The sequence below is a fragment of the Corallococcus sp. CA049B genome (assembly GCF_003611685.1).
Lineage (GTDB): Bacteria > Myxococcota > Myxococcia > Myxococcales > Myxococcaceae > Corallococcus > Corallococcus coralloides.
The window spans coordinates 37,092-58,181 of sequence record NZ_RAWC01000023.1 but is presented as its reverse complement, the minus strand read 5'-3'; the positions used below and the strand labels follow the sequence as shown (position 1 = coordinate 58,181).

The following is a 21,090-nucleotide window of genomic DNA, read 5'->3' as shown; positions in this document are numbered from 1 at the left end:
GATGGCCGATTCCTCCAATCGGGGACCGGGGGCCGGTCCGTACCTTGCCGGCCATGCGAATCCATCACCTCAACTGTGGAACCCTGTGTCCCGCCAGTGCCCGTTTCGTCACGGGCTCGGGCGGCCTGTTCGAGCGGGCCCGGATGGTCTGCCATTGCCTGCTGCTGGAGACGTCCCGGGGGCTCGTGCTCGTGGACACGGGCCTGGGGACGCGCGACGTGCAGGACGCGAGGGGGCGGCTGGGACAGCGCTTCGTGAGACGGAACACACCCCGGTTGGACCCGGCGGAGACGGCGCTGGCCCAGGTGGAGCGGCTGGGCTTCCGGCGCGAGGACGTCCGGCACATCGTGCCCACGCACCTGGACCTGGATCACGTCGGGGGCCTGGCGGACTTTCCGGACGCCCAGGTCCACGTCTTCACGGACGAGCACGCCGCGGCGGTGATGCCCCCGGTGGCGGGCGCGAGGCAAGGCTACAAGCCGGTGCAGTGGGCACACGGGCCGAAGTGGAGCCGGTACGCGGTGGACGGCGAGCGCTGGTTCGGCTTCGAGTCGGTGCGGGTGATTCCAGGCCTGGACGAGGAGGTCCTGCTGGTGCCGCTGACGGGCCACACGGCGGGCCACTGCGGTGTCGCGGTGAATGGGCCTGGAGGATGGATGCTGCACGCGGGGGACGCGTACTTCAGCCACCACGAGGTGAACCCGGTGGCGCCGCGAAGCCCATGGGGCCTGGCGCTGTTCCAACGGCTGTTCTCCGAGGACAACGCCGTGCGCATCCAGAACCAGGAGCGCCTGCGCGGCCTGATCCGCGCGCACGGGCACGAGGTGAAGGTGTTCTCCGCGCACTGCGCCGAGGAGTTCGACCGGATGCGTGCGTGAGGGCGCAGGCGGTAGCCTGGCGGAACCTTGCGACGCGCTCTGCTCGGCGCCATCCCTGTGGTCGCGGTCCTCCGCCTCCGCCGCTGAACCCGCTCGGGTCCAGGTGCTGAAGGCCGCCCGGCCGTGATGAAGGAAGGCGTCATCCACCGCAACGACACAGCGGCAGGCTCACGCGCCGCGTCGTAAGACCCACGGTCCAGAACGCCGGGCCGACCATTCGCGTCATCAGGCCGGCGCGCCCCCGGGCCTCGAGGACCGCGAACCTGTCCGACTGTCGGACAGGTTTTCCACTTACCGAGCCAGCACAGCCTTGGGCCGCGAGGACCGCGAACCTGTCCGACTGTCGGACAGGTTTTCATTGTCCGACGGGCCGGCGCGGCCCCGGGCCTCGGGCGCAGCGAACCTGTCCGACTGTCCGACAGGTTTTCATCGCCAGCTGGGCTCGTCACCAGGGAGTGCGGATCCACCCTGGTGGGTAGCGCTTGAGGGGGGCGGACACGGAGAGTCCCGAGGGACTTCCGTGGCGTGGGCGTGACTCAGAGGCGAAGTCGAAATGACTACTCGTAAAGTCCCGCGCCCTTCCGCGGAGCCATCACTGGCCCAAGCGCTGGAGAAGTTCATGGAACGCAGGAGTCGAAGCGGGTTGGCGGTACTGGCCCTGAGTCTGGTGCTGGCGCTGACCGGGTGTGGCGAACAATCAATGGCTGTGGCGGAAGGCAGCGCGCAGGCGGTGGTGACGCTGCCGCAAGCCTTGAGCGCCAGCGATGTGACTCGCGTGGAGCTCACCGTGTCCGGCGCCGGCATGACGACGCGCACGGACGCGCTGGTGAAGACGGGCGGGCAGTGGGGTGGGGTGCTGGGACAGTTGCCTGCCGGCGCCGGGCGCACCTTCAGCGCGCAGGCGTTCGATTCCTCCAACACCGTGCGCTACGCGGGACAGGTGGCATCCGTCACCATCCAGGCCGGACAGACGACGGCCGTCACGCTGCTGCTGCAGGAGGTGAACGCACCGCCGCCCTTTGAGAATGCAGCGCCACGCATCCTCTCCCTCGTGGCCAGTCCTGGCACCGTCGCCCCGGGCGGCCAGGTGACCCTGCTGGCCACCGCGGATGACCTCAACGCAAGCGATACCCTCACGTATGCATGGACGTCGTCGTCCGGCAGCTTCAGCTCGCCCTCCAGCCTCACCACCGCGTGGACCGCGCCAGCGGCGGCTGGACAGGTGGTCCTGACGCTGACCGTAACGGACTCCAAGGGCGCCTCGGCTGCCCTCAGCGTCACCATCACGGTCAGCACCGGCAACGGCAGCGCGGCCGTCAACGTCTCCTTCAACACCTGGCCTCAGGTGGCTGGAATGACAGCCGTGCCTTCCTCGGTGGTCGTAGGCCAGTCCACCCAGGTGACGGCCTCCGCCAGCGACGCGGACGGCGACAGCCTCACCTACGAGTGGACTGCCAGCTGCGCGGGCACGTGGGCCAATGCCACCTCCGCCAGTCCCAGCTTCACGCCTTCGACCCAGCCCTCCAGTGGCACGTGCACGCTCAGCGTGGTGGCGCGTGACGGTCGTGGCGGACAGGGCATTGGCAGCCTCACCGTCTACGTGACGACGTCGCCCACCACGGGGCGGTTCCCGCCCGAGATCGTGGAGACGTTCCACTCGATCGCCACCGTGCCTGCGCAGGGCGACACCGTTGTGTTCCGCGCGAGGGCGCGAGATCCGCAGGGCAGCGCGCTCTCCTTCGCCTGGACCGCCAACGCTGCCGGGCTGGGCACTGCCAGCGACGGCACGACGACCAGTGAGGTGCTCTGGACCGCGGGCGCCTGCCTTACTTCGGGCAACTCACTCACGGTGACGGTGACCGTCCGCAACGCGCTGGGGTTGTCCGCCAGCGCATCCATGGTCCTGGAGGGCGGCACGCCGTGCACACCTTCGCCGAGCCTCGTGACCTGGATCGCGGCGGGTGGCGCGCACAGCCTGATCGTGAGGCAGGACGGCACCGCGGCCGCGTGGGGCCACAACGGCTACGGGCAGCTTGGGGACGGCACGAACGTGGACCGAGTCCTGCCCGTTCCGATCCAGGTGCAGGGCCTCACGGGAACCACGGCCCTGTCCGCCACCGCCTATCACACGCTTGCACTCCAACAGGACGGCACCGTGTGGGGCTGGGGGTACAACGACTCCGGCCAGCTGGGGGACGCCGCGGACCTGGCCCGAGTGACACCGGCTCCGCTGCCCGGCCTCACGGGTGTCACGGCCCTGGCATCGGGGACGTACCACTCCCTCGCGCTCAAGCAGGACGGCACCGTGTGGACCTGGGGCCTCAACAACCTGGGCCAACTGGGAGACGGGACGACTGTCAGCCGCACGGAGCGGATGTCCGTGCCGGGCCTCACGGATGTCACGGCCCTGGCCGCGAGCACCTATCACTCGCTCGCCCTGAAGCAGGACGGCACCGTGTGGACCTGGGGCTACAACAGCTCCGGACAGCTGGGCGACGGAACCACCGCGAGCCGCCTCACGCCCGCGCAGGTGCCGGGGCTGACGGGCGTATCGGCCATCGCCGCAGGGCTCGTCCATTCACTCGCGCTCAAGCAGGACGGCACCGTGTGGGCGTGGGGCCGGAACACCGACGGTCAGCTCGGAAATGGGGCGACCGTGAACAGCCCGGTCCCGGTGCAGGTGCAGGGATTGACGGACGTGTCGGCCATCGCCGCCGGGTCCTATCACTCGCTGGCGCTGAAGCAGGACGGCACCGCGTGGACCTGGGGCCGCAACGACACGGGCCAGCTCGGGAATCAGACCGTCACCGGCAGCCTCACGCCCGCGCAGGTACCAGGACTGGCAGCGGTGACGGCCCTGGCCGGAGGCGACGCGCATTCCATGGCGCTGCTGCGGGACGGCACCGTGTGGACCTGGGGCTACAACGCCGAGGGCGAGCTGGGCGATGGGACGACGCTCGACCGCACCGCGCCCGTGCGGGTGCAGGGATTGGAAGACTGACTTCCAGAAGCGTCCGCCCATCCGCAATTCCAGACATCACGCAGGAGGGTTGCATGCGACGAGAGAGTCGAAGCGGATTTGCCGTGCTGGCATTGGGCCTGGTCCTGGCATTGGCAGGGTGCGATAGCGCACAAGGGGTGCAAGCCCAGGACGGCAGCGCGCAGGCAGTGGTGACCATGCCGCAGGCGTTGAGTGCCAGTGACGTCACCCGCGTGGAGCTCACGGTGAGCGGCACGGGGATGACGACGCGCACGGATGCGCTCGTGAAGACGGGAGGACAGTGGGGTGGGGTGCTCGGACAGCTGCCCGCGGGCACCGGCCGCACCTTCAGCGCCCAGGCTTTCGATTCCTCCAACACCGTCCGCTACTCCGGCCAGGTGACGCCCGTCACCATCCAGGCTGGCCAGACGACGGCGGTGACGCTCCTCCTGCAGGAGGTGAATGCGCCGGCACCCTTCGAAAACGCGGCGCCGCGCATCCTCTCCCTGGTTGCGAGCCCTGGCACCGTCGCCCCGGGCGGACAGGTCGCGCTGCAGGCCACCGCGGACGACCCCAATGCGGGTGACACGCTCACGTATGCGTGGACTTCGCCCTCCGGCAGCTTCAGCGCTGCTTCCAGCCTCACCACCACCTGGACGGCGCCAGCCTCCGCAGGCCCGGTGGTGCTGACGTTGACGGTGACGGACTCCAAGGGCGCCAGCGCCTCCCTCAGCGTCACCATCACGGTGAGCACCGGTAACGGCAGCGCGGCCGTCAACGTCTCCTTCAACACATGGCCTCGGGTGATCGGCGTGACGGCCCTGCCGTCTTCCATCGCCGTGGACCAGACCACCCAGGTGACGGCCTCCGCCAGCGACGCGGATGGGGACGGCCTCAGCTACCAGTGGACGGCCAACTGCGCGGGCACGTGGACGAATGCCGCTTCCGCCAGCGCCAGCTTCACGCCCTCGGCCCAGCCCTCCGGCGGCGTCTGCACGCTGACGGTCCTGGTGCAGGACGGCCGGGGCGGGCAGGGCACGGGCGGCCTCACCCTCTACGTTTCGACGTCGCCCACCTCCGCGCTCTTCCCTCCCGAGGTGGTGGAGACCTTCCAGTCCGTTGCCTCGGTGCCAACGGGCGGCGGCACCGTCGTCTTCCGGGTGAAGGCGAAGGACCCGCAGGGCAGCGCGCTGAGCTTCGCCTGGGCCTCCAGCGCGGGCTTGCTGGGCACGGCCACCAGCGCGGCCACGACAAGCGAAGTTCTCTGGACGGCGCCCGCGTGCGTGCCGGTGGGCAACCCGCCCTCGGTGACGGCCACTGTCACCAATGCGCTCGGCCTCTCCACCCGCTTCGCCTTCGCCCTCCAGGGTGGAGCGCCATGCACAGCGAGCAGCGGGGCTCGTCTCGCTGCGGGCAGCGGCCACACGCTGGCCTTGAAGCAGGACGGCACCGTCTGGGCCTGGGGCTCCAACGGCCAGGGCCAGATCGGCGACGGGACAGGCGCCGACCGCCTCACGCCGGTGCAAGTGCCGGGCTTGACGGGCGTCGCGGCCTTCGCCGCAGGCTCCCTCCACTCGCTCGCCGTGAAGCAGGACGGCACCGTCTGGGCCTGGGGGACCAACAATGGCAACCTCGGCGACGGGACAACCACCCAGCGCCTTACGCCCGTGCAGGTGCAGGGCTTGACGGGCGTCGCGGCCCTCGCCGCTGGCACCAACCACACGCTGGCCTTGAAGCAGGACGGCACCGTCTGGGCCTGGGGCTACAACGGACAGGGCCAACTCGGCGACGGGACAATCACCCAGCGCCTCACGCCGGTGCAGGTGCAGGGCTTGACGGGCGTCGCGGCCCTCGCCGCTGGCACCAACCACACGCTGGCCTTGAAGCAGGACGGCACCGTCTGGGCCTGGGGGAACAACAACGATGGCCAGCTCGGCGACGGGACAACCACCCAACGCCGAACGCCCGTGCAGGTGCCGGGCCTGACGGGCGTCGCGGCCCTCACTGGTGGCTACCTCCACTCGCTCGTCGTGAAGCAGGACGGCACCGTCTGGGCCTGGGGCGACAACACCCAGGGCCAGCTCGGCGACGGGACAACCACCCAGCGCCTCACGCCCGTGCAGGTGCAGGGTCTGACGGGCGTCGCGGCCCTCACTGGTGGCGCCTCCCACTCGCTGGCCTTGAAGCAGGACGGCACCGTCTGGGCCTGGGGCGAAAACATTTATGGCCGACTCGGCGACGGGACGACCACCCAGCGCCTCACGCCCGTGCAGGTGCAGGGCTTGACGGGCGTCGCGGCCCTCGCGGGTGGCGCCTCCCACTCACTCGCCTTGAAGCAGGACGGCACCGTCTGGGCCTGGGGCTTCAACATGTATGGCCGACTCGGCGACGGAACGACCACCCAGCGCCTCACGCCCGTGCAGGTGCCGGGCCTGAGCCTCTGACGAGGCGCTGGGCGCCTGCGCTTGGGGCCCGGAGGACTGATTCCCAGCGGGTCCCGTCTTCTCGTCAGGAGCTCGGGACCCGCACGACGCCAATGATGGCCTCCGCGTCGATGTAGCCGAGCTGCCGAGAGTCCTGGGTGTTGTCGACGTTGTCTCCCGACACCACCACCTTCCCGGACGGGACGCACGTCCGGGCATCGGCTCCGAGCTTCGCCCACGCCCAGTCCGGCACCGGATCTCCCGCGACGGCGGCCACCCGCTTGATGAGATAGGGCGGGTCCTCCGGGTTCATCACCGCGAGCCGCTCGGCGGGCAGCAGGAAGACGATGACGTCCGAGCGCGCGTAGCCGCCGTCTCCCACGCGGCGCCTCGCGAGGAGCTGCTGCCCGTCGCGCAGCGTGGGCGACATGCTGTTGCCTCGCACCGTGACGACGAGCCAGCGGCGGCGCGCCCAGGCCGCGAGCGCGGCGCCCGCCACCAGGAGCCCCGCGCCCACAGCCGCAAGCATCACGCGACCTCCCGCTGCGAGGTCCGTGAGGCGACGCGCTCGTCCTGATAGCCGCTGGCCTGGAGCGTGAACAGGCGCGCGTACTCGCCGCCCGCCGCCATCAGCGCGTCATGCGTGCCCTGCTCGATGACGCGGCCTTCAGAGAGGACGTAGAGCGTGTCCGCGCTCCGCAGCGCGCTCATCCGGTGGGAGATGAGCAGCCGCGCGCGCCCCGCGCCGTGGCGCTCCAGCGTCTGGTGGATGTGGAACTCCGCGGCCGCGTCCAGTCCGGAGCTGGGCTCGTCCAGCACCAGCAGGTCCACGTCCTGCCGCATCAGGGCTCGGGCCAGCGCCACCCGCTGCCACTGGCCTCCGGAGAGCGACACTCCCGCCGGCGCGTCGTCGTCCTCGCCCGCGAACACGCGGCTCAGCAGCGTGTCGTAGCCCGCGGGGAGCGAGGCGAGCGTGTCGTCCATCTCCGCCAGCCGCGCCACGTCTCGGATCCGCGCGCCGTCCTTCAGCCGGGCCACGTCCCCCAGGCCGATGTTCTCGGCCGCGCTGAAGTCGTACGTCATGAAGTCCTGGAAGGTCGCCGTCATCCGCGCCCAGAGCGCCGGGGCATCCAGCTCCCGCACGTCCACGCCGTCCCAGAGGATCTGCCCGCGCTCCACGTCGTAGAAGCGGCACAGCAGCTTCACCAGCGTGCTCTTCCCCGCGCCGTTGACGCCGACGAGCCCCACCGAGCCGCCCGCCGGGATGAAGAGGCTCACGCCGCGCAGCACCCAGGGGCCGTGGGCGTCGTAGCGGAACCAGACGTCGCGCAGCTCGATGCCCTGTCGCAGCGGCGCCACTGGACGCGAGGGCCCCGCCGCGCGGACCGGCAGGTCGATGATGTCGAGGTAGTTCTTGAAGGTCTGGATGCTGCGGCTCGCGAACTCAATCTGCGACAGCAGCCCGTTGAAGGCGCTCTGGATGCCCGCCACGGCCGCGAGGAAGAGGGCCACGTCCCCAATCTGGAGCTGCCCCCGGATGGCCCCTCGCGCGACGATGAAGGCTCCCACCGAGGCAACCACGGCCGTGAGCAGCGACAGCGCCGCCTGCACGCCCAACCCCTTGCGCGTCACGGCCAGCTCCTGGGTCGACGCCTTGTGTAGCGACGCCACCATCCGCTCCAGCAGCAGATCCCCCAGGTTGAACAGCCGGCTCTCCTTGGCCGCCCGCACGTCCACCAGCAGCGAGTGGTAGAAGTCGCGCCAGCGGTACGTGGGCACGAGCGCCTCGGTCAGCTCCACCAGCCACCGGCTGCGCGCGAGCTGCGCCGCCAACGCCACGCCCCCCGCCAGCAGCAGCAGCAACGCCATGGGCGGCGACACCATCAGCACCACGGCGCTCAGCGTCCCCACCGACACCAGCGTGCGCACCATGGCGCGCACGAACTCGGCGAGCTGCTGGGGCGCGTCCAGGGCGGCCTCGTTCGCGAGGCGGAGCCGGCCGTGGAAGGCGGGGTCCTCGAAGTGGCGCAGGCCCTCCAGCGCCACCACCTTCGCGAAGAGGGTGCGCTCGACCTCGATGGTGACGCGCCAGCGGATGACCCCGGCCAGGTACTCGGTGACGTTGAGCACCGCCATGGAGCCCCCGGCCACGGCGGCTGCGCCCACCGCGAGCGTGAGCGCCCGCTGCGAGTCAGCGAGCGCACCGCGGCTCAGCTCGTCCAGCAGCTGCTTGGTGAGCCACCCACCCACGGCCGCCACGGAGCCCGTGCACAGCGTGAGCGCGAACGCGAAGGCCGACGCCAGCGGAGCCGAGCGCCACTGGAGCACCACGGCCGCGCGCACCGTGCGCAGCACCTCACGCAGCAGATTCCGCGCGTTCCGCGGCCCGGTCATGGCAGGACTTCGTGCACGAAGTGTCCCGCCGCGGCGACCACGCCCTTATCGACGAGCACGAGGGTAGGGTAGCCGGCCTGCTTGACCGCCCGCGTGATGGAGTCCCCATCGTTCAGGTACGCCACCCGAGCCACCTGCTTCAGCGACGCCCCGAGCGAGACCACGTCCGGGTCCTCGGGGCTCCCCTCGATGAACGCCAGGATCGGCATTCCGGGCGGCGAGGCGATGAGCTTCTCGCGCACCGACGAGCAGGGCCGGCAGCCGGGGGTGAAGAAGCCAATCAGGGTCTGCCCATCCGCGAGGACGGCATCCGTCACGGAATCGCCCTCCACCGTGGTCGCCTCGAAGCGGCCCACCTTGTCACCTTCCAGGGGCAGGGCCGGATCCCGGGTAGGGACCTGGTTGGCCACCGTCTCCTGGAGTTTCCGCAGCCGGCCGATGAGCGCGAGCGTCAGCAAGAGGTTGAGCACCACCAGCACGGCCAGGATGGCGCCACCCACGACAAGAATCTCAACCATCGTCTTTCTCAGCTCCTACGGGCTCGCGAAGACGCGGCCAGGGGCTCCGGTCCGCGAATCAGGAACACCAGGTCGTCCCAACGCGTGACGAAGACTCCGGCCAGCATGCCGGCGGTCCCCGCGATGGCCCCCATCGCCACCGTCACGGGCGCGCCCGAGGCCGCCGCGTGGCTCACGGCCCCCACGACAGTGATGGCCAGCAGCAGGCCGTTGCGCACCAGGTGCGCCGCGCCCACGGGGGTATTGCTGGCGCCAAAGCACCGGCAGGCCACCTTGGCGCCCCGGCGCAACACCCAGGCAATGCCAAGCGTGAAGCCGCCCAGGAGCGCCAGCGCCAGCGCATAGCCCACGGCCACGTTCAGGAGCAGCAGGACGGCGGAGGCGGCCTCCGCGAGGATCAAGGTGGCCGCGAGCGGCGAGCCCACCAGGGAGGGCGGGAGACCGAAGTTCCCGAGCGTCTGGATGAAGTCCTCGAAGGGCTTGCGCCCGCGCGCCTTGCCGAAGGCGGCGACCACGAACACCAGGGACAGCATCAGGCGACACGCCAGATTGACCGCGCTCAATGGAAGAGTTCCCAGGGACAACGGCTGGACGCCAATGGGACGCGTCCAGCCGCGGTCATGAAGCAGAGGTCACTTGCAGCCGACCGACGCGACGCAGGTGCCGTAACAGTTGTGGACCTTGCCCTTGGTGCTGCAGCACTCGCCGTTGGAAGGCACGCAGGCGCCAACGGGAACCTCGGACAGGAACAGCTTCAGAAAGCGGTCGCTCAGCGTCTTGAGGATCTTCATGGGTGTGGTCCTTTCGGGACGCGTTGAGAGGGGGGTGAACAACATCCACTCGAACGCAACACGAACGTTACATCCCGAAGGTTCCGCAGCGAAAGGGGGGTTTCGCGCAATCTTGGTATTTAAGGATTAACGCGGCGCGCCTTGCGCGGCACGGTTGGACTCGGTGCAGCACGTCCAGCCGTGGTTGTGATGCGGGGATCAGCAGACGGGCGACCTGGTGCAGACGCCATAGCAGTTGTGACTCATCCGCTTGGCGTTGCAGCACTCACCGTGGTTGATGACGCACACACCCGCGGAAACCTAGGACAGGAACAGCTTCAGGAAGCGGTCGCTCATCGCCTTGAGGATCTTCATGGTGGGGTCCTTTCGGTCTGCGTTGAGAGGGTTTCTCGACGCGACGTGAACGTTACTTCCCGAAGGTTTCGCGGCGAAACCGGCAAGTGAAGAAATATGGGCAAAAAGACAATACCGAGCCGCAGAATTGACTCATTGGGGGCAGGGTGGACTCACGAGCAAAGACATTCACATATCGGCTATAGCGCCCCCTTTCCCGGGGGCATTCGTGAAACGAGTGAGAAGCAGTTGGTTGGCAATTCTGGCTGTGGGGCTTTTCGCGGCCATGGGTTGCGGAGGGATGCAGCCAGACGCATCCGGTGACACCGAGACCGCCACCGCGAGACAGGCGCTCACGGTCGTGAAGGTGCCCCAGTCCGTGGCCGCGGGCGCCTATCACTCACTGTTCCTCAAGAAGGACGGAACGGTGTGGGCCTGGGGCCAGAACGTAGCCGGGCAACTCGGCACTGGCGGCACCAGCGGCACACCCCAGTCGCAGCCTGGCCGGGTGAACGGGCTGCCTTCCATCAAGGCCGTTGCCGCGGGCATCGGGCACTCGCTCGCGCTGGACGTGAGCGGCAACGTCTGGGCATGGGGCCAGAATGCTTCCGGCCAGGCAGGCCTGGGAACCGCGGGGAACCCGGTGCTCGTTCCCACGAAGGTCGCGGCGCTCTCCAACGTCCAGGCCATCGCGGCCAACGGGAACTTCTCGCTCGCGCTGGGCGCGGACGGACGGCTGTGGGCCTGGGGCCAGAATGCCTCCGGGCAGGTCGGCACCGGCAATACCAGCGCGGCGGTGGCTATGCCTGTCGTGGTGCAGGGCCTGCCCACCGTGCGCGCCATGGCCGCGGGCGTCAACCACGCGCTGGCGCTCGCCACGGATGGCAAGGTGTGGGGCTGGGGCCTGAATACGTCCGCCCAGGCGGGCACTGGCGCCACCAGCGCGGCGGTGCTGGCTCCGGTGCAGGTCGCGGGGTTGCCGCTCGCCAAGGCCGTCGCGGCGGGCGCGGGCCACTCCCTCATCGTCGATGAGCAGTTCGGCAACGTGTGGGCGTGGGGGCAGAACACCTTCGGACAGGTAGGCACGGGCAGCACCAGCGCGACGCCGGTGGTGACGCCCGTTCCGGTGAATGGCGTCTTCGCGGTGACTCGCCTCGTTGCCGGGCACAACAGCTCCCTGGCCATCGTCGGGAATGGCCTGACGGTGGCCTGGGGGCACAATGCGTCGGGCCAGCTGGGCAACGGCGGCACGGCGAACAGCGCCTCGCCCGTAGGAGTCGCGGGCGTTACGGACGCGACGGCGCTCGCGGCCGGGGCCCAGCACGCGCTGGCCCTGCGGCCCGGCTGCCCCGTCTGGACGTGGGGCAACAACAGCCAGGGACAGCTCGGCACGGGCAACACGTCGACGACGCCCGTGACGGCGCCGGGGACGGCCCTCATCGCCAACACGTTCTACTTCGACGGCGACATGGATGGCTTCGGCGACGAGTACATCCCCGAAGAGGCCTGCGAGCCGTCTTTCGGCTACGTGGAGGACCTCGACTGCGACGACTACTCAGCCACCACCCATCCCGGCGCGGAGGAGACCTGCAATGGCATGGATGACGACTGCGACGGGGTGGTGGACAACGGCAGTGCCAGCGGCGGGGCGGAGTGCTCGACGGGACAGCTGGGCGTCTGCGCGGTGGGAGTGACGGCGTGCACGAATGGCAGCGTGGTGTGCCAGCAGCGCCAGGCCGCATCCGTCGAACAGTGCGATGGCCTGGACAACGACTGCGACGGCGCGACGGACGAAGGAAATCCGGGAGGACTCCAGGCGTGCGCGACCGGGCAACTGGGCGTGTGCGGGGAGGGCGTCACGTACTGCACCCACGGCATCATCGAGTGCGCTCCCATTCGTGGCGCCTCCGCCGAGCAGTGCGATGGTCTGGACAATGACTGCAACGGACAGCCGGATGATGGGCTGAGCTTCCAGTCCTGGTACCGCGATCAGGATGGCGACAGCTACGGTCAGACGTCCCAGTCCGTTCTGGCCTGTGTCCAGCCCGCGGGGCATGCCCCGAATGCAGGCGATTGCAACGACAGCAATCCGGCCCTCCATCCTGGAGCCCCGGAGATCTGCGATGGCGTGGACAACGACTGCGACTCCCTGGTGGACGAAGGCCTGCCCACGCAGGCCTGGTATCGCGACGCGGACGGGGATGGCCATGGCACTTCGGCCTCTCCGCTGCAGAAGTGCAGCCAGCCCGCAGGCTACGTGTCGAATGCCAACGACTGCAATGACTCCAACGCGGGCATCCGGCCAGGAGCGGCGGAGGTCTGCGACGGAGTGGACAACAACTGCAACGGTTCCATCGACGAGGCGGCTTCCGGTCCTCCGGGCTCCGCGTGCTTCGCTGCTGGGTTCCAGCGCGTTGCCGCTGGCCGCTACCACACCGTGGCCCTGAAGTCCGACGGCTCCGTCTGGGCCTGGGGCAGCAACAGCGTGGGCCAGCTTGGGGACGGGACGACGACCGACCGCACCACGCCGGTGCAGGTTCAGGGACTGACGGGTGTGACCGCCATTCACGCGGGTAAACACCACAGCGTCGCGTTCAAGCAGGACGGAACCGTCTGGGCCTGGGGTAGCAACCAAAGCGGTCAACTCGGGGACGGGACGACGACCAACCGCACCACGCCGGTGCAGGTTCAGGGACTGACCGGCGTTGCCACTCTTCATGCGGGCGGAGACCACACGGTCGTGTTGAAACAGGACGGCACCGTTTGGGCCTGGGGCAATAACTTCGAGGGTGAGCTGGGAGATGGAACGACCACCTACCGCAAGCAGCCCGTGCGCGTTACAGGACTGACAGGTGTCACGGCCCTTGGAATTGGCTCGGGTCACACCGTTGCCTTGAAGCAGGACGGCACTCTCTGGGCCTGGGGCTTCAATAGCGTCGGGCAGGTGGGAGACGGGACGAAGGTCAACCGCACCACGCCCGTGCGGGTGGCGGGACTGACAGGTGTTGCCGCCGTCTACGCGGGCTCGGGCCACAGCTTCGCGCTGAAGCAGGATGGCACCCTCTGGGCCTGGGGCTTCAACAATGCAGGCCAGCTCGGAGACGGGACGACGGCCGATCGTACTTCGCCAGTGCGGGTGCAGCTCTCGGGATTGACCGGCATGACTGCGCTGGTCGCTAGCGGCGATCCCGATACCGATAGCCACCACACCGTCATCTTGCGTCAGGATGGCACCGTCTGGGCCTGGGGTAACAACAGCAGCGGCCAGCTTGGCGACGGGACGACGATCCGTCGCGCGACACCTGTGCAGGTCCAGGGATTGACTGGCGTCAACACCCTGGCGGCTGGCGGGAATCACACGGTGGCCGTGAAGCAGGAAGGCAGCGTCTGGGCCTGGGGCAGCAACAGCAGCGGCCAGCTTGGCGACGGGACGACGACCCAGCGCACGACGCCGGTGCAGGTCAGGGGCCCAGCCATCCCGTAGCTCCGGGTTCAAGATGGGCCGGGCGTCCGGCGGCCCATGCCATGCGCAGCGGCACCTGCACCTTCACTGTGAAGGTGCAGGACGGCCGCTGTGGCAATGAAGCGCGAATGACCAAGTCTTTCATGTCCCGCCTTCATCGACGACCGCCTGGATGGCCTGCTCCAGCCAGCGGCGGGTGGAGGTGTTGCCCGACGCGGACTGGTGATAGCCGGGCATCAACCGGCAGCTGATGAGAAAGCCGCTCCAGAGGATGTTGAGCCGGGCCGCGCGCCCCTCACCATCCGGTGGGCCGAGCCAGCGCGCCAGCGGCTCCAGCGCCTTCTCCCGCAGCAGCTCGACCGTCGTCGCGTAGGCCTCGGGATCCGTCGCCGAGAGGATCAACATCGCCAGGGGCCCCGGAGCGTCCTCCGCGCCGAAGAAGAGCGACACCACCTCCTCACCGAAGCGCCGACGCTCCACCTGCAACAGGGGGGTGATGTCGAGCACCTGCTCCAGCGTCGCCCGGTACAGCCCCTGCTTCGAACCGAAGTAGCGGCCCACGAGCGAGGAGTTCACCCCCGCCAGGTCCGCGATGTCGCGCACCCCCGTGCTGGCGAAACCACGCGTGGAGAACAGCGTCCGGGCGGCATCGATGAGCGCGGCACGCGTGCGCTCTGCGTCCCGTTGACGCGCCGAGGACCTGGGGTCGGAAGGAGGGGTCATATGTACACGACCGTTTACATATTCGAGGAATTCGGGTATGTCCCGCAATGTACACGGCCGTGTACATCGTACACGGCCGCTCAGCCGAAGGGACGAGCGCGGATGACTGCGACGACGAAAGGCGAGCTGTCCTTCTCTCCAGAAGCGTTGAAGGAGAAATACCGACAGGAGCGGGAAAAGCGGCTGCGCGCGGATGGCACTGCCCAGTACCGCCCCCTCCAGGGCGTCTTCGCGGACTTCGACAAGGACCCCTACGTCGAGCCCGGATTCACCCGGCCGGCGCTGACCGAGCGGACGGACGTGCTGATCGTCGGCGGTGGCTTTGGCGGCATGCTGGCGGGTGCGCGCCTGCGTCAGGCGGGGGTGGAGTCCTTCCGCATCGTCGAGAAGGGCAGCGACTTCGGCGGCACCTGGTACTGGAACCGCTACCCGGGCGCGGCCTGCGACGTGGAGTCGTACATCTACCTGCCGCTGCTCGAGGAGACGGGCTACATGCCCAGGGAGAAGTACGCCAAGGCGCCGGAGATCTTCGCCCACTGCCAGCGCATCGGCCGGCACTTCGACCTCTACAAGGCCGCCTTGTTCCAGACGCTGGTGCGGACGATGGACTGGGACGAGGGCACCCGGCGCTGGAACATCACGACGGACCGGGGTGACCTCATCGCGGCGCGCTTCGTGATCATCGCGGGCGGCATCCTCCACAAGGCCAAGCTGCCGGGCATCCCGGGCATCGAGACCTTCCAGGGCCACTGCTTCCACACGAGCCGCTGGGACTACGCATACACGGGTGGCAGCCCGACGAGCCCCATGACGAAGCTGGTCGACAAGCGCGTGGGCATCATCGGCACGGGCGCGACGTCGGTGCAGGCCATTCCGCACCTGGGCGCCGCGGCCCAGCAGCTGTATGTCTTTCAGCGCACCCCCTCGGGGGTCGGCGTGCGTGCCAACCAGCCGACGGACGAGGCCTGGGCGAAGTCGCTCCAGCCCGGCTGGCAGCAGGAGCGCATCCGCAACTTCTCCGCGATCGTCTCCGGCCGCCAGCAGCCCGTCGACCTGGTCAACGACGGGTGGACGTACATCTTCCAGGGTCTGGACCTCACCCGGGCCGGCTCGCCGGAAGAGGCGGCCGAACTCGCGCAGCTGTCTGACTTCCGCAAGATGGAGGAGATCCGCGCGCGCGTGGGCGCCATCGTGAAGGATCCCGCGACGGCCGAGGCGCTCAAGCCCTATTACAACCAGCTGTGCAAGCGGCCCTGCTTCCACGACGAATACCTGCCGACGTTCAACCGGCCCAACGTCCAGCTCGTCGACACCGAGGGCCAGGGCGTGGAGCGCATCACGCCCACCGGCGTCGTGGTCAACGGGAAGGAATACCCGGTCGACTGTCTCATCTACGCCTCGGGTTTCGATGTGGCGGGAGAGTTCACCCAGAAGCTGGGCTTCGACATCCGCGGGAGGGGAGGGCGGTCGCTGCGGGATGCCTGGGCGCAGGGCCCGGCCACGCTGCACGGCATGCACAGCCGCGGCTACCCCAACCTGATGCTGTTCACCACGACCCAGAGCGGCTGGGCCATCAACTTCGTGCACATCCTCGACGAGCAATCCCAGCACGCCGCCTTCATCATCGCGCGGTGCCTGCAACAGGGCGTCGAGGTGTCCGAGCCCTCGGAGCAGGCGCAACAGCAGTGGTGGGACGTCATCCTCGGCCGGCTCAAGACAAGCGCCACCTTTGGCGGGGCCGAGTGCACGCCGGGCTACTACAACAACGAGGGAATGAAGGCGGGCCCGGAGATGATGAAGTACGCCACCTTCGGCGGAGACACGCTCGCGTTCATCGACGTGCTGCGCGAGTGGCGCAAGGGCGAGGAGCTCGTAGGCCTGGAGCTCACGCGCGGCGGAGCGGAGGTCCAGTCATGAGCGCGCCCCTGTTCCGATTCTTCTCCAGGTCCCTGGCCGCCAGTCTGGTGTTGGCCGGGGCTCCGGTGCTGGCCGCTCCGCCCAAGGCCTGGCGCCAGGAGGTGGTGGTCGCCGGCTCTCCCTTCCAGGGCGTCCACGGGCTCGTCGTCGACGGCAAGGGCCACCTGCTGGCCAGCAACCTGTTGGGCCAGACGGTGCACTCCGTCGACCTGAAGACGGGCGCGGTGAGCCCCCTGGTGGGGCCTCCGCTGGGCGGCGCGGATGACGTCACCCTGGGACCCGACGGCTCGGTCTACTGGACCGGCTACTTCACCGGCCAGCTGATGCGGCGCACGCCGGAGGGCAAGACGCGCGTCATCGCCCGGGGGCTGCCGGGCCTCAACTCGCTGGCCTTCCGCGGCGATGGCCGGCTCTACGCCACCCAGCTCGGCGCGGCGGATGTGCTGTGGGAAGTGGACCCGAACGGCAAGAAGCCGCCACGCAAGGTCATTGACGGGCCCGGCTTCCTCAACGGCTTCGAGTTCGGCCCGGACGACAAGCTCTACGGCCCCCTCCTGCTCAAGGGGCAGATCGCCCGCATCGACGTGGATACGGGCGGCATCGAGCCCGTGGCCCAGGGGTTCGCGATGCCGACGGCCGTCAACTTCGACGCACGGCGCGAGCACCTCTACGTGGTCGACGCGGCGCGGGGCGAGCTGGTGCGGGTGCGGCTGCCCTCGGGCGACAAGGAGGTCGTCGCGACGCTGCCCACCGGGCTCGACAACCTGGCCGTGGGTCCCGACGACCAGGTGTACGTGTCCAACATGGTCGACAACGACATCCGCGTGGTCAACCCCGCGGATGGCTCGGTGCGGGTGCTGGTCGAGGCGCGCTTGAGCGTGCCCTCGGGCATCGCCGTGGCGCCGGATGATCCGGACGAGCGGGTCTACGTGGCGGATGTGTATGCCCTGCGCCAGGTGGGCGGCCTGGATGGGAAGATCCACCAGACGGACCGGGTGCTCTCCTCGCCGACGAACTTCCCCATGAACGTGAGCGTGAGCGCCCAGCACGTGGTGCGCAGCACGTCCTATCTGGGCGGACTCAGCAGCGTGCAGGTGCTGGAGCGGGCCACGGGAAAGCTCCTGCGGACCCTGCCCAACACCCACGGCGTCCAGGGCGTGGTGGAGCTCGCGGACGGCACGCTCATCCTCGCCGAGGGCGCCACGGGCCGGCTCGTGCGAGTGGACACGGCCGAGCCCGCGGTCACCACGGTGCTCGCCGAGGGGCTGGAGGGCCCGGTGGGGCTCGCGGCCGATACAGACGCCCAGGAGCCCGGCGTGTACGTCACCGAGGTGCGCGCGGGGAAGGTGACCCGGGTGCGGCTGTCGGATGGCGCCAGGCGCACGGTGGCCAGGGGCCTCAAGGGCCCCGAGGGCATCGCCAGGCATCCGGACGGTGGACTCTTCGTCGCCGAGGTGGGCCGCAAGCAGTTGGTGCGCATCGATCCCGCCACGGGCAGGTCGACGGTGGTCGCGAGCAGGCTGCGCATCGGTCTGCCCGAGAGCGCTCCCTTTCCGCCGGGCTACCTGCCCACGGGCGTCGCCGTGGGGCGCTCGGGCACCGTCTACCTGACGTCCGACATCGAGAGCGCCATCTACCGCTTCGTCCCCGAGCCCTGAATCTGTCCTGCGGCCGGTGGCGGAGAGGTCGGGTTGGACCAGCGTGGCGCTGGGGTGACTCAGGAGCGAAGGGTGGGAACTCCCACTAGAGTCCTGCGCTCCTCTCCTGAGTCAGGCACCCGTCCGCGTGGGCGCGGATTGCCTCTCGGGGAGGCCCATCCAGCTGCACCCGGGGGAACAGTCCATGAATCAAGAGAGTCGAAGCGGGCTGGCGTGTCTGGCCTTGGGCCTGGTGCTGGCATTGGCTGGCTGCGGCGGGGCGCAGCAATCCGAGGAGGCGGAAGGCAGCGCGCAGGCGGTGGTGACGCTGCCGCAGGCATTGAGTGCCAGCGACGTGGCGCGCGTGGAGCTCACCGTTTCAGGCGCGGGCATGACGACTCGCACGGATGCCCTGGTGAAGACGGGTGGGCAGTGGGGTGGGGTGCTCGGACAGCTGCCCGCCGGCACCGGCCGTCTCTTCAGCGCCCAAGCCTTCGATTCTTCCAACACCGTGCGCTACGCGGGTCAGGTGACGCCCGTCACCATCCAGGCAGGCCAGACGACAGCCGTCACCCTGCTCTTGCAAGAGGCAGATCCCCCGGCGCCCTTCGACAACGCGGCCCCGCGCATCCTCTCCCTGGTGGCCAGTCCCGGCACCGTGTCGCCGGGCGGGCAGGTGACCCTCCAAGCCACCGTGGATGATCCGAACGCCGGGGACGTCCTCACCTCCGCCTGGACGACGGCCTCGGGCAACTTCAGCGATCCCTCCAGTCTCACCACCACCTGGACGGCCCCCGTCTCCGCGGGCCCGGCGGTGCTGACGCTGTCAGTGACGGACTCCAAGGGCGCCAGTGCGTCCCTCAGCGTCACCATCACCGTGAGCACCGGCACCGGCAGCGCCGCCGTCAACGTCTCCTTCAACACCTGGCCCCAGGTGGCCACGGTGACGGCACTGCCGTCCTCTGTCTCCGTGGGGCAGGACACCCAGGTGACGGCTTCCGCGAGCGACGCGGATGGCGACAGCCTGAGCTACCAATGGACTGCGAATTGCGCGGGGACGTGGACGAATGACACCTCAGCGAGCGCCAGCTTCACGCCCTCGGCGCAGCCGTCCGGCGGCACGTGCACGCTCACCGTGGTGGCCTCGGACGGCCGGGGCGGCCAGGGGCAGGGGAGTCTGGGCATCTACGTGGGCCCGGGGACTTCCGGGCGCTTCCCGCCCGAGGTGGTGGAGTCCTTCCAGTCGGTGGCCTCCGTGCCTTCCGCGGGCGGCACCGTCGTCTTCCGGGTGAGGGCGAAGGATCCGCAGGGCAGCGTTCTCACCTTCGCGTGGACCGCGAGCACCGGCATCCTGGGCACCGCGACCCGCACCGCATCCACCAGCGAAGTCCTCTGGACAGCTCCCTCCTGTGTCTCAGTGAGCACCACCATCATCGCAACCGTCACCAATGCCTTTGGCCTCACGGCCACCCAAAGCTTCGCAGTGACGGGGCTTCCTGCCTGTGGTCCCTCGGGTTGGGCCTCGACGGGCTCCATGACTACGCATCGCTACGGGCACATGGCGACGCTGCTGCCCAACGGCAAGGTGCTCGTCTCGGGAGGGCAGAGCAGGGTCAGCTATCTGGCGACGGCGGAGGTGTACGACCCGGCCTCGGGCACCTGGAGTGCCACCGGCTCCATGGCCTCACCTCGCTACTGCCACTCCGCGACGTTGCTGCCCAACGGCAGGGTTCTCGTCGCAGGAGGGCAGAACGGGAGCAGTTACCTGGCGACGGCGGAGGTGTACGACCCGGCCTCGGGCACCTGGAGTGCAACCGGCTCCATGGCCGCACCTCGCTACTACCACTCCGCGACGTTGCTGCCCAACGGCAAGGTGCTTGTCGCGGGGGGCTCCAACAGCAGCGGCTACGTCGCAGCGGAGGTGTTCGACCCGGCCACAGGCACCTGGAGCGCTGCCGGTTCCATGGCATCGCCTCGCGACCAGCACACGGCGGTTCTGCTGCTCAACGGCAAGGTGCTTGTCTCGGGGGGAAGAGACAATAACGGCGCCATCGCGACAGCAGAGGAGTACGACCCCACCTCGAACACTTGGAGCACGACGGGCTCCATGACCTCAGCTCGCCGCGTCCACAAGACGGCGTTGCTGAATACCGGCAAGGTGCTCGTCTCGGGGGGAATCAATTCGCTCAACCGCCTCGCGACGGCGGAAGTGTACGACCCGGCCTCGGGCACCTGGAGCACGACAGGCTCCATGGCCTCAGCTCGCCGCGAACACTCGGCGACGCTGCTGCCCAACAGCAAGGTCCTCGTAGCGGGGGGCAACAACACGAGCGGTACACTCGCGACGGCGGAAGTGTTCGACCCGGCCTCGGGCACCTGGAGCGCAACCGGCTCCATGGCCGCCTCCCGCGATAGCTACATGGCGACGCTTCTGTCCAATGGCCAGGTGCTCGTTTCGGGGGGACTCACCGGTAGCACCTCCTTTGCGGCAGCGGAGTTGTACACGCCCTGAACCCTGCGAGGAGCCATCTCTATTCATGTCTCACATGAGCTCCTGTCCCGCTGTCAGGTCCAGCCACCACACGCGCGCGTCGCTCCGAAGGGGCATCGCCTCATCCCCGGCCATCAGGTGGCGACCGCTCCGTGCAGTGTGCGGATTATCCGGTTGGTTTGCCTTCAAACGACCAATCCCTCCGCGTCGTTGAGCGCCGGCTCCGCCTCACGCCGAGGAGGATGGTTGCCCAAAGCCAAGGGGGCCAAGTCGACCCAGAGGAGCAAGCATTCACACCTCTGGTAGAAGTTCCCCCTCTCCATTCCCAACACGCCCGTGCATCAGCGGGTTCGGTGCTGTCTCAAGGATGGGGAATGCAATCACGCACGAGGGGGGCTTCCGTGAGGCGAACAAGTAGCAGTTGGCTGGCGATTCTGGCTTTGGGGATTTTCGCGGCCACGGGCTGCGGAGGGATGGAACCGGAGGCCGCCGGTGACACCGAGACCGCCACTGCGAGACAGAGTCTCACGGTCGTAAAGGTG

General features: G+C 69.0%; 13 protein-coding genes. 7 read left to right on the top strand and 6 right to left on the bottom strand.

Annotation, left to right across the window (positions count from 1 at the left end; translation table 11 throughout):
• Positions 1–53: 53 nt before the first annotated feature.
• From D7W82_RS08020 to D7W82_RS08010, 3 genes are all read left to right on the top strand, one after another.
• Positions 54–878 carry an MBL fold metallo-hydrolase gene (locus D7W82_RS08020; protein ID WP_120617758.1) on the top strand — a complete coding sequence of 275 codons (825 nt, stop codon included), beginning with the start codon at positions 54–56 and terminating at the stop codon, positions 876–878.
• A gap of 700 nt (positions 879–1,578) precedes the next feature.
• Positions 1,579–3,879 carry an Ig-like domain-containing protein gene (locus D7W82_RS08015; protein ID WP_233587373.1) on the top strand — a complete coding sequence of 767 codons (2,301 nt, stop codon included), beginning with the start codon at positions 1,579–1,581 and terminating at the stop codon, positions 3,877–3,879.
• A 53-nt stretch (positions 3,880–3,932) separates the two neighbouring features.
• A complete protein-coding gene (locus tag D7W82_RS08010) occupies positions 3,933–6,302 on the top strand; it encodes an Ig-like domain-containing protein (RefSeq protein WP_120617756.1) in 2,370 nt (789 codons plus the stop codon).
• Between the two features lie 64 nt (positions 6,303–6,366).
• Here D7W82_RS08010 and D7W82_RS08005 read toward each other — a convergent pair whose 3' ends face one another.
• The 5 genes from D7W82_RS08005 to D7W82_RS40910 all read right to left on the bottom strand — a co-directional run bounded on the left by D7W82_RS08005 (position 6,367) and on the right by D7W82_RS40910 (position 9,984).
• Entirely contained in the window at positions 6,367–6,810 is a 444-nt protein-coding gene (locus tag D7W82_RS08005; RefSeq protein ID WP_120617755.1) for a S26 family signal peptidase, read from the bottom strand.
• Positions 6,810–8,675 carry an ABC transporter ATP-binding protein gene (locus tag D7W82_RS08000; protein WP_120617754.1) on the bottom strand — a complete coding sequence of 622 codons (1,866 nt, stop codon included), beginning with the start codon at positions 8,673–8,675 and terminating at the stop codon, positions 6,810–6,812. Before D7W82_RS08000 ends, D7W82_RS08005 begins: the two co-directional genes overlap by 1 nt.
• The gene (locus D7W82_RS07995) at positions 8,672–9,193 is read right to left on the bottom strand and encodes a hypothetical protein (RefSeq protein WP_120617753.1); all 522 of its coding nucleotides are present in this window, start codon (positions 9,191–9,193) and stop codon (positions 8,672–8,674) included. The genes D7W82_RS08000 and D7W82_RS07995 overlap by 4 nt, the downstream gene beginning before the upstream one ends.
• A gap of 8 nt (positions 9,194–9,201) precedes the next feature.
• Positions 9,202–9,756 carry a MauE/DoxX family redox-associated membrane protein gene (locus D7W82_RS07990; protein ID WP_255417097.1) on the bottom strand — a complete coding sequence of 185 codons (555 nt, stop codon included), beginning with the start codon at positions 9,754–9,756 and terminating at the stop codon, positions 9,202–9,204.
• Positions 9,757–9,825: 69 nt separating this feature from the next.
• Positions 9,826–9,984, bottom strand: a complete 159-nt coding sequence (locus D7W82_RS40910; protein WP_199727705.1) for a hypothetical protein — start codon at positions 9,982–9,984, stop codon at positions 9,826–9,828.
• 634 nt (positions 9,985–10,618) lie between these two features.
• Here D7W82_RS40910 and D7W82_RS07985 point away from each other — a divergent pair.
• On the top strand, positions 10,619–13,801 hold the full coding sequence (locus D7W82_RS07985; protein WP_158617610.1) for a MopE-related protein: 3,183 nt from the start codon (positions 10,619–10,621) through the stop codon (positions 13,799–13,801).
• 120 nt (positions 13,802–13,921) lie between these two features.
• On the opposite strand, the gene D7W82_RS07980 is transcribed toward D7W82_RS07985, so the two are convergent.
• On the bottom strand, positions 13,922–14,503 hold the full coding sequence (locus tag D7W82_RS07980) for a TetR/AcrR family transcriptional regulator (RefSeq protein WP_199727704.1): 582 nt from the start codon (positions 14,501–14,503) through the stop codon (positions 13,922–13,924).
• Positions 14,504–14,605: 102 nt separating this feature from the next.
• Here D7W82_RS07980 and D7W82_RS07975 point away from each other — a divergent pair, with 102 nt between their 5' ends.
• From D7W82_RS07975 to D7W82_RS07965, 3 genes are all read left to right on the top strand, one after another.
• Positions 14,606–16,420, top strand: a complete 1,815-nt coding sequence (locus D7W82_RS07975; RefSeq protein ID WP_199727703.1) for an NAD(P)/FAD-dependent oxidoreductase — start codon at positions 14,606–14,608, stop codon at positions 16,418–16,420.
• On the top strand, positions 16,417–18,078 hold the full coding sequence (locus D7W82_RS07970; RefSeq protein ID WP_199727702.1) for an SMP-30/gluconolactonase/LRE family protein: 1,662 nt from the start codon (positions 16,417–16,419) through the stop codon (positions 18,076–18,078). The genes D7W82_RS07975 and D7W82_RS07970 overlap by 4 nt, the downstream gene beginning before the upstream one ends.
• 184 nt (positions 18,079–18,262) lie before the next feature.
• Positions 18,263–20,569, top strand: coding sequence for a kelch repeat-containing protein (locus D7W82_RS07965; protein ID WP_120617769.1), 2,307 nt, complete (start codon positions 18,263–18,265; stop codon positions 20,567–20,569).
• The last annotated feature ends 521 nt before the right edge of the window (positions 20,570–21,090 follow it).